Annotated in this window: 10 protein-coding genes; all 10 read left to right on the top strand. The window is 45.5% G+C overall.

Annotated elements, in window-relative coordinates:
- The first annotated feature begins 192 nt into the window (after positions 1–192).
- The 10 genes from J2736_RS34135 (at position 193) to J2736_RS34090 (ending at position 8,949) form a co-directional block, all read left to right on the top strand.
- On the top strand, positions 193–1,089 hold the full coding sequence (locus J2736_RS34135; RefSeq protein WP_310502963.1) for a M23 family metallopeptidase: 897 nt from the start codon (positions 193–195) through the stop codon (positions 1,087–1,089).
- Positions 1,082–1,957: a M50 family metallopeptidase gene (locus tag J2736_RS34130; RefSeq protein WP_310502962.1), complete on the top strand. Its 876-nt coding sequence runs from the start codon at positions 1,082–1,084 to the stop codon at positions 1,955–1,957. The genes J2736_RS34135 and J2736_RS34130 overlap by 8 nt, the downstream gene beginning before the upstream one ends.
- Positions 1,958–1,980: 23 nt before the next feature.
- Entirely contained in the window at positions 1,981–3,144 is a 1,164-nt protein-coding gene (locus J2736_RS34125) for an Rne/Rng family ribonuclease (RefSeq protein WP_310502961.1), read from the top strand.
- A 156-nt stretch (positions 3,145–3,300) separates the two neighbouring features.
- Positions 3,301–3,612 (top strand): 50S ribosomal protein L21, encoded by a 312-nt coding sequence (rplU, locus tag J2736_RS34120; protein WP_028555793.1) that lies wholly within the window; start codon positions 3,301–3,303, stop codon positions 3,610–3,612.
- Between the two features lie 11 nt (positions 3,613–3,623).
- Positions 3,624–3,977, top strand: a complete 354-nt coding sequence (locus J2736_RS34115) for a ribosomal-processing cysteine protease Prp (protein WP_310502960.1) — start codon at positions 3,624–3,626, stop codon at positions 3,975–3,977.
- Positions 3,978–3,981: 4 nt separating this feature from the next.
- Entirely contained in the window at positions 3,982–4,296 is a 315-nt protein-coding gene (gene rpmA / locus J2736_RS34110) for a 50S ribosomal protein L27 (protein WP_036742986.1), read from the top strand.
- 191 nt (positions 4,297–4,487) lie between these two features.
- The gene (locus J2736_RS34105) at positions 4,488–5,243 is read left to right on the top strand and encodes a Spo0B domain-containing protein (protein ID WP_310502959.1); all 756 of its coding nucleotides are present in this window, start codon (positions 4,488–4,490) and stop codon (positions 5,241–5,243) included.
- Between the two features lie 15 nt (positions 5,244–5,258).
- The gene (obgE, locus tag J2736_RS34100) at positions 5,259–6,563 is read left to right on the top strand and encodes a GTPase ObgE (RefSeq protein ID WP_310502958.1); all 1,305 of its coding nucleotides are present in this window, start codon (positions 5,259–5,261) and stop codon (positions 6,561–6,563) included.
- A 166-nt stretch (positions 6,564–6,729) separates the two neighbouring features.
- On the top strand, positions 6,730–7,806 hold the full coding sequence (locus J2736_RS34095; protein WP_310502957.1) for an anthranilate phosphoribosyltransferase: 1,077 nt from the start codon (positions 6,730–6,732) through the stop codon (positions 7,804–7,806).
- Positions 7,807–7,968: 162 nt separating this feature from the next.
- A complete protein-coding gene (locus J2736_RS34090) occupies positions 7,969–8,949 on the top strand; it encodes a C40 family peptidase (RefSeq protein ID WP_310502956.1) in 981 nt (326 codons plus the stop codon).
- Positions 8,950–9,085: the final 136 nt, after the last annotated feature.

Genomic DNA, 9,085 nt, shown 5'->3' with positions numbered 1-9,085 from the left:
CCAGAGGGGATAAGCACGGAGGAGCCGAATGCGATGACCCGCACGTTCGGTTCTGTGAGAGGCCCATGCAACTATGCATGGGCCTACTCTATTTGTTTATGGCGCAAGACAAACGAAGTGCTGTACGGATCACATAATCTTGTCCCTCTGCTCATAGGCTGTACTAATGTATGTTTATAAGGAGGGGATTCTATGGTTATAAAAGATAAAGTCAAGCAGCGCCGATTAGAACGACTTCGCCATTTGCGAGAATCGTCGTCAGAAGTATCAAGTGGGAATGGTAGTTCGCTGAGATCCTCTCCATCGGCTGATTTCCTGTTGCCTCCACATCCCCCACATCCCTCACATCAGAGGGGCGATGTACCGCTTTATGTGGATTCAGAATGGAAACGGAGGATGGAGGACCCCGAATACGCATGGAGACAGAAGCTAATGATGGATACGGCAAATGATGACGCTGAACGAAATTTGTTCACACCGCCATCAGCTCGGAGGATCGCAATGAAGCTGCTTATCAGCGGCGTGATATTTGTTTCTGTCTATGGTTTATTTCAGATAGACAAGCCTTGGGCGAATCAAGGAAAGCTATTTATAACGGCAGCTCTTACACAGTCCTATGACTTTACGGCATTTTCTGCTTGGTATTCTGATAAGTTCGGAGGAGCACCTTCCTTTATTCCGAGCTTTAACCGAGCAGGCAATGAAGCTGTTATCGTAAGTACATCGAATCGCACCTTATTTGCACCAGCCAAAGGTACGGTCATGATTAGATACGACGGGACACTTCATAAAGGCGTGCATATTAATACCGCGGAGTTTGCGCCAGTCTATGCGATGGACACAGGACAGGTCATTTTCGCAGGGAATGCGGCGGATACAGGACTGACGATCATGATTCGTCATCCGGGAGGACTGGAGTCCTTATATGGGGGACTAAGTCAGACTTCAGTAACTGTAGGGGATTGGATGAAGGTCGGGGAGCCGATAGGCAAGGCGTCTGCCAAAGATCCAGCTAAAGGAACCCTGTATTTTTCTGTCATGAAAGAGGGCGTGACGATCAATCCGGCGGAAGTGATTACCTTTGATTAAATGGGCAGGGACGAAATATCGCTTTCATCCATTATTCACGCTAATTATGATTGGCTGTGCGCTTACAGGGTATTTTCTAGAAGCGATCACCTTATTCGGTATCGTACTCATTCATGAGCTTGGCCATTTAACCGCGGCAAAAGGTTTCGGATGGAGGGTTCAAGAAGTCCAGCTTCTTCCCTTCGGTGGTGTTTTGATCGTGGATGAGCTAGGAAGTACGTCTACACGCGAGGAATTAATCGTCGCTATTGCTGGACCTCTACAGCATGTGTGGATGATTGTAATCGCAATCGTGATGAAATCATTTGAGATTGGTAGTAGTCATTGGTGGGACTACTTCATTGAAGCCAATCTCATGATCGGTCTATTCAATCTGATACCCGTGATGCCACTCGATGGCGGGAAAGTGATGCAAGGCTTGTTAGGCTATATCATGTCGTACCATAACACGATTGTCTATTCGGTGTGGATCAGTATGACGATTAGTTGCTCGATCATTGTTATAGCTATTGTTCAGCTGATACAGGGCCAGCTGCCGATTAACATCCTTGTCATTGGTTTATTCCTTCTCGTGTCCAATTGGTACGCTTATCGGCAAATACCGTATCATTTTGTGCGCTTTCTCATGGGGCGCGGATTGCGTGTAGGGCAGTTGCTTAGTCGAGGTACGAGAGCACAGCCTATCGTGATAACGAAGCAGCTTACAATGGCAGAAACGTTGAAGCTTTTTATGCGAGAACGGTATCACTTAATTTATGTGATGAACGAAGCAGGACGCATTCAAGCCGTGTTACCTGAGCAGCAGATCGTCGGCGGTTATTTAGATGGAAAAAAACCGGGGAGTGCAGTTTCCGATCTTTTCATGTAAAATAACTGGTGAGGTGAACGTGTATGAAGCAACTGATAATTCACTGCGCACCCGAGCTTACACAAGCGGCATTGCTAGAAGATGGACGACTTGTGGAGTATGATACGCAGTATCCGCTTGAAACTCAACGGGCAGGCAGCATCTACATGGGCCGCATCGTGAACGTACTTCCTGGTATGCAAGCGGCATTCGTCGATATTGGACTTGCGAAGAATGCCTTTCTTTATATAGACGATCTTCTCCCCGTTCATTTGGACAAGCAGCCTAAGATTAAGCCATCCATAACGGATATTGCTGAAGTTGGGCAACTGTTAATGGTTCAAGTGACCAAGGATCCACAAGGAACCAAAGGGGCAAGAGTGACTACACACGTTTCCATTCCGGGTCGTTGGATTGTTTATATGCCAGATGCTGATTATATTGCAATATCACGTAAAATCGACATTGAAGCCGAGCGGCAGCGTTTGAAGCAGCTTGCTGAGGGGAACCTCATGCCTGGTGAAGGTGTTATTATTCGTACTGGGGCAATTGGTCAAAGTGAAGAAGCCATTCGCGATGATCTGCAAAATTTACGCGATGTGTGGAGTACCATTCTAGCGAAGCGGGATGAGACACATGTTCCTGCTCAGCTGTATCAAGACTTGGATCTCTTACCCAAACTTGCGCGAGATGTGATCTCTGATGAGGTTCAAGAAGTATGGATGAGCAACAACAAAGTCTTTGAAGAGATGAGAAACTTACTGCGTAAGCAGCAACCGAGCTGGCGAGGCCGCGTTGCTTTCTACGATCGCAGAACACCTATGTTCGATCATTTCGGTGTTACAGAAGAGTTAAATCAGAGCTTTCGTCGTAAAATTTGGCTGCCTAGCGGCGGGTATTTAATTATCGATCAAACTGAGGCGCTTACGGTCATTGATGTCAATACGGGACGATATACGGGATCTATTGATTTAGAACAAACCGTAACGGATATTAATCGGGAAGCAGCTGTTGAAATTCCTAGACTTTTACGGCTTCGTAACTTAAGAGGTATCATTATTGTTGATTTTATTGATATGCATGCCGAAGATAACCGGGCCAAGGTCATGGCCAACATGGCGGAAGCGGTGCGCAAGGATCGTTCTAAGACGACAATTGTCGGTTGGACGAAGTTAGGATTGCTCGAAATGACTCGCAAACGCAAATAAAAGGTTTGCATATGAAATTATAACTGTGATATAATACTCGGAGTGTGTTGTTTAGGCATGCTGTAACCGCACGAAACAGGTCGAAGTACGCGAATGGATTCGTTCCTTTCCGTCACCTGCACAAGGCGAGTCTGAGACATGAGGAGGTAAGTGAAAATGTACGCAATTATTGAAACAGGTGGTAAACAGTACAAAGTTCAAGAGGGCGATGTTCTTTACATCGAAAAATTGAACGCTGCTGAAGGTGAGGTTGTTTCTTTTGATCGTGTGTTCTTGGTTTCCAAAGAGGATGGCCTAGTAGTAGGTGCTCCATTGGTTGCAGGTGCTTCAGTTTCCGCGAAAGTGGAAAAACACGGCAAAGGCGCAAAAGTCATCGTTTATAAGTACAAACCGAAAAAGAACTATCACAAAAAGCAAGGTCATCGTCAACCGTACACAAGAGTAGTAGTTGAGAAAATCCAAGCGTAAGAGACAAGCCTATGATCTACGTGACCATAGAACGTCTTGCACCGGATTCACCTCACATTCTTTCTTTTGTAGTTGAAGGACATGCTGAATATGACGTGCCTGGCAAAGACTTGGTCTGCGCCGCGGTATCAGCGGTTTCCGTTGGTACTATTAATTCGATCGTATCGCTAACCGGTGTGATTCCTATTCACGAAATGGAACGAGGACTTGTGGATGTAACCATCCCAGAAAGTGCGCGTGACATACCTGAAACGTGGAATCAAGTGCAGTTAATTATAGAATCGATGGTCGTTATGTTACAAACGATTGAACAAACTTACGGTGATTATATAACGATTGAAACAATCTATCACAAAGGAGGATAACACCATGTTTTTGAAATTGGATCTCCAATTATTCGCTTCCAAAAAAGGGGTAGGTTCCACAAAGAACGGTCGTGACTCACACTCTAAGCGCCTTGGCGCTAAACGTGCTGACGGTCAAACTGTTACTGCTGGAAGTATTCTTTACCGTCAACGCGGTACGAAAATTCACCCAGGAACGAACGTAGGCATCGGTTCGGATGATACACTTTTCGCTTTGGTACAAGGCGTAGTGAAATTCGAGCGTTTGGGCCGCGATCGCAAAAAAGTGAGCGTATACCCAGTTGATGTAGCTCCAGTAGCTGCAGCTCTAGAAGCGTAATTAGAATCCCTGGTGAGCGAGAGTTCATCCAGGGATTTTTTCTCAGGCATACATGGAAAAACCTCTAACCGTGATCACTCATTTCGGATGGTCGAGGGCGGAGGTTTTCTCGTTTGTTTGGTGAAGTTTTCCAGCCATCATGATATACTGGATGAACGGTTACAAAGCAGGGAGAACGGGGCGGACGGATAATGAAGCAATTAGGCAGCACACAAGTCTATCTATTGGCACTTGTGTTCATAGGCTTGACTGGCATGTTGGTTACAGAACCCTGGATCATCAGAGTGGCGTTTCTACTGATCATTCTCGTGAGTGGTTATACCGCTTGGAGACTAGAGGCGAGTAGAATGGAAGAAAAGTGGCGTTTGGCGCAGAGACAGCAAGAGCATGACAACGATCTGAAGTTGATTGCCGTAGTCAATCGCTTGCGTCATGATTGGATGAATGATACTCAGATTTTATTTGGCTACATTCAAATGAAGAAGTTTGATAATTTACGGCCTTATATGGAAAAAATAAAAATGACTATGCAGCAGGAAAGCAATCTCTCCAAGCTGGGGATCCCATCTTTCATTGCTTACTTGCTCCAATTCCGCGTGCAGTCGAAGACACTAGAGCTGCAAGTGGAAGTCGAACAAGAAATTAATCTTGGACAACTCCAGATTCAGCACGGACTGATCGAGCGATTGGTTCGGCAAATGGTGGCGTGCATCCAAGAACATACAGCATTTGAAGACGGGGAAAGTGGCACACTCAGCTTGGAGTTTGATGTTCAAGACGATTGTCTACTGCTTGATTTTGTATATCAAGGCCCCTATAATCGGGAGCAACTTGAGCAATCTGTTTTACAACGTTTTTCATCGAGAGGTTCCCAGTATTCGCTTGAGAATGAGGATTGGCATGAAGAAGAAGTAGGTGTCACACTACGATTGCCGTTTCATATATAAAGTTGAGGTGTAGAAATGTTTGTTGATAAGGCGAAGATTTTTGTAAAAGGTGGCGACGGTGGTGACGGTTTAGTTGCTTTTCGTCGTGAGAAGTACGTACCCGATGGCGGCCCTGCCGGTGGTGACGGAGGCAATGGTGGAGATGTTGTTTTTCGAGTAGATGAAGGTTTGCGGACATTAATGGATTTCCGTTATCAAAAGCACTTTAAAGCAGATCGCGGCGAGAAAGGCCGCAACAAAACGATGCACGGAGCTAATTCGGAACATATGATCGTTCGTATCCCTCCGGGGACGACAATCATTGATGATGATACGCAAGAAGTGATTGCTGACTTGACACGCCATGGGCAAGAGGTTGTCGTTGCCAAAGGTGGTCGAGGCGGAAGAGGAAATGCACGCTTTGCAACGGCGCGCCTAACAGCTCCTGAGATTGCCGAGAATGGTGAAGAAGGCGTCGAGCGTTGGGTCACCTTAGAAATGAAGGTCATGGCTGACGTAGGACTTGTCGGATTCCCGAGCGTGGGCAAATCCACGTTATTATCGGTCGTTTCAGCCGCGAAGCCTAAGATTGCTGCTTATCATTTCACAACGTTAACACCGAACTTAGGTGTCGTGGATGTTGGGGATAGCAGAAGCTTCGTTATGGCTGATTTGCCAGGATTGATCGAAGGGGCTCATGAAGGCGTAGGCCTTGGCCACGAATTCTTGCGTCACGTAGAACGTACGCGTGTTATTGTACATGTCGTGGACATGTCGGCTGCGGACGGACGAGATCCATATGAAGATTTCGTCAAAATTAATGAAGAAATCAAGTTGTATAATGCAAAGTTGGAGCAACGCCCTCAAATTGTTGTAGCCAACAAAATGGACATGCCAGAATCGGAAGATAACTTGGTTTTGTTCAAAGAGCAACTGGCTGCTGATGGTAAAGATTACACGGTTTATCCAATTTCAGCATTAACACGCGATGGCGTTCAAGATCTTCTGTACAAGATTTCTGACATCGTGGAAAGCATTCCGAATGCCCCTGAGGTTGAGGGTGTAGCTGGAACGGAAGAGCGTAAAGTATACCGCTTTGAGAAACGCGAAGAGAATGACTTCACGATTCGTCGTGATAATGACGTCTTTGTTATCGAGAGTCCATCCATTGAGAAATTGATTAAGCGGACGAATTTCACGACCCAAGATGGAATCGCGCGCTTTGCACGTATTTTGCGTAACATGGGTATTGATGATGAGTTGCGTAGACGCGGTGCTGTCCATGGACAGACGATTCAAATTGGTGATTTTGACTTTGAGTTTGACGAAAATAATTTATAATACATGAGCACTTATCCCTAGGGGATAGGTGTTTTTTCTTATTTTGGCACGTTTAATGTCATAATACTTGACACTAACTATTAAAAGCATTACCATTTTAGATAAATAACCAATTTCATGTAATGAAATATAACATAATAACATCATATAAACAGAAGGGAGGAGCATGATGAAGCGATGGATTCAAGCAATGGGTTCCGATCAAACACGGATGCGGGATTTAACCTATGATGAGGCGTTGGATGCTGCTAGTGAAATGGCGAAGGGAGATTCAACAGACGCGCAATGTGCAGCATTTTTAATGGCGTTATGTATGAAAGGGGAAGCAGATGATGAGTTGATGGCCTTTATTGATGTCTATCGCGGCTACGCCTTGAATTACCATGCTCAGCCGAACTCGCTTACCTCTATTGGGCCAACGGAGGGGAGAAAGCGATTCCCTATCACGCTGCCTGTTAGCCTCCTTCTTGCTTCAGTGGGCTTCACACAGGTGATACAAGGCGGTGATGCACTTCCTCCGCGGCAAGGGACAGCACTGAAGGAAATTGTTGAGAGCTTTGGTGTAGCTGTTCAACTTTCTGTGAAGGCGTGGCAATCTATGCTATTTCATTTGCACATTGGATTCCTGCCTACCGAACAGCTGTGTCTGCCAATAGGGCGACTGAAGCAGGTGAGAGAACAATTAGGCATACGAACGGTCATTGATACCGTTGAGCGAGTATTGAATCCTGTGCTGTCTACAAATTTAATTATTGGTGTGCAGCAGCGTAAAGCCATGGAGTCTCTGATTCCTATTTCGATGCGATCGGGCTTTCAACAAGCGTATATTATTAGTGGGATTGATGGTTCTGAGGATTTACCCCTCTATGAGAACAGCACGATGCGCATTGTGACACCTTGGGGAGATGAGTCCCGCAGTGTTGAGCCGTCGAAGTTTGGCTTCACGAGTACAGCCTTACCCTTACTTGCTAAGGAAGAACAGATATCCATGGTGAAGCGAATTATTTCAGGCGAGGATGGCGTGGAAGTCAAACGGGAACGGGATCATGTCATTTTTAATACGGGGCTGCGATTGAAATGGTTTGATCGAGTGGATAGTTATGAGGAGGGCTTTCAGCTTGCCGAAGCCTTACTACAGCGGAAAGAAGCACATAAAACCATGCAGCGCTGGATTGATCAGAGTCAGTATTTGAAGCTGCAGGATGTATCAGATAGCGACGATTCCTCATCGAAAATAGGTTGAAGACCTTACCATGAAGCTGGTTCTTAGACAGCGAATGGGGGTCTTTTTTTGTGGGGGTAGCAAAATTGGTAGATGTTACAGCTAAACCTTAATCAATGGATATGTTACCATTTACTAGTGTCGTTGTCATTCGTAAGTACAAATCGCTAGGAGGCCTACAACATGAAGAAACAATTACTTGCATTTGCCCTTATTCCATCTCTTATATTTGGGGCTATTACCGTCCCATTACCTAAAGCAGCATCTGCTGCAACCACTGGTGAAGTTGTTAGCAGTGTGAGCTTTCGACAAAGTCCAGATGAAAATTCACCTCGAATCCGCTATTTAAAAGCTGGTGAGCCTGTCTCCATTATTGAAAAAGTAAATGCTTACTGGTATCGCGTTCAAGTTACGGATGGGACACTCGGATATGTCTCAACAAGTTCGAAGTACATAAAAGCAAACGGTCAAACGACAACACCAGCAACTGGAACTGGACGCATCGTCGCAAGCGTGAGTTTCCGTACAGCTGCCGATCAGAATGCAACTCGCATACGATATCTGAAGGCGGGAGAAACGGTGCAGATCCTGCAAAAAGTAAATGCCTATTGGTATAAAGTTAAAGCTTCAGATGGTCGTGAAGGATACATAAGCACAAGCCCTACATACGTTACAACTTCTGGTGGTGTAACATCCCCTGGGAGCGGCAGTGGAGGATCAACGAGTGAAAAGATTCAAAAGGTGATTGCTGCCGGAAAGAAATACTTAGGAAGACCATATGAGTATGGTTCTAGTCGCGATAATACAGCGACGTTTGATTGTTCAGATTTTGTACGTCAGGCTTACTTAGATGGCATTGGATTGAAATTACCGTCAGACTCTAGAGGTCAAGGCGCGTATGTGAAGTCACTTGGACACAATGTTACGGACTGGCATAACCTCAAGGTTGGTGATCTTATGTTCTTCATGTCCTACAAAGGGACAGCACAGTCTAATTATGCAGGCATCAATAAATCGAACCAGACGATTACGCATGTTGCTATCTACCTAGGCAATGGCCAGATTTTATCGACGTATTCCAAAGAAAGCGGCGGTGTGCGAATCGATTCCATCGCTAATCGCCACTGGGAGTATCGCTTCCTATTCGGAGGCAGTGCGCTATAGGCACTACAAACAAAGAGCAGATAACGAGAAATCGTTGTCTGCTCTTTGTGCAATCTCTTTGTGCAATCTCTTTGTGCAATCTCTTTGTGCAATCTCTTTGTGCAATCTCTTTGTGCAATCTCTTTGTGCAATCTCT

Origin of the sequence: Paenibacillus qinlingensis, from assembly GCF_031455095.1 — a bacterium.
In the GTDB taxonomy this organism is placed as follows: Bacteria; Bacillota; Bacilli; order Paenibacillales; family NBRC-103111; genus Paenibacillus_E; species Paenibacillus_E qinlingensis_A.
Note: the sequence above shows the minus strand (reverse complement) of the source record. Positions and strands in the feature narration are given on the sequence as shown.

Coding starts and splice junctions, on each gene's coding strand:
- J2736_RS34135 (WP_310502963.1), top strand. CDS start 193: ATGGTTATAAAAGATAAAGTCAAGCAGCGCCGATTAGAACGACTTCGC.
- J2736_RS34125 (WP_310502961.1), top strand. CDS start 1,981: ATGAAGCAACTGATAATTCACTGCGCACCCGAGCTTACACAAGCGGCA.
- rplU (WP_028555793.1), top strand. CDS start 3,301: ATGTACGCAATTATTGAAACAGGTGGTAAACAGTACAAAGTTCAAGAG.
- J2736_RS34115 (WP_310502960.1), top strand. CDS start 3,624: ATGATCTACGTGACCATAGAACGTCTTGCACCGGATTCACCTCACATT.
- rpmA (WP_036742986.1), top strand. CDS start 3,982: ATGTTTTTGAAATTGGATCTCCAATTATTCGCTTCCAAAAAAGGGGTA.
- J2736_RS34105 (WP_310502959.1), top strand. CDS start 4,488: ATGAAGCAATTAGGCAGCACACAAGTCTATCTATTGGCACTTGTGTTC.
- obgE (WP_310502958.1), top strand. CDS start 5,259: ATGTTTGTTGATAAGGCGAAGATTTTTGTAAAAGGTGGCGACGGTGGT.
- J2736_RS34095 (WP_310502957.1), top strand. CDS start 6,730: ATGATGAAGCGATGGATTCAAGCAATGGGTTCCGATCAAACACGGATG.
- J2736_RS34090 (WP_310502956.1), top strand. CDS start 7,969: ATGAAGAAACAATTACTTGCATTTGCCCTTATTCCATCTCTTATATTT.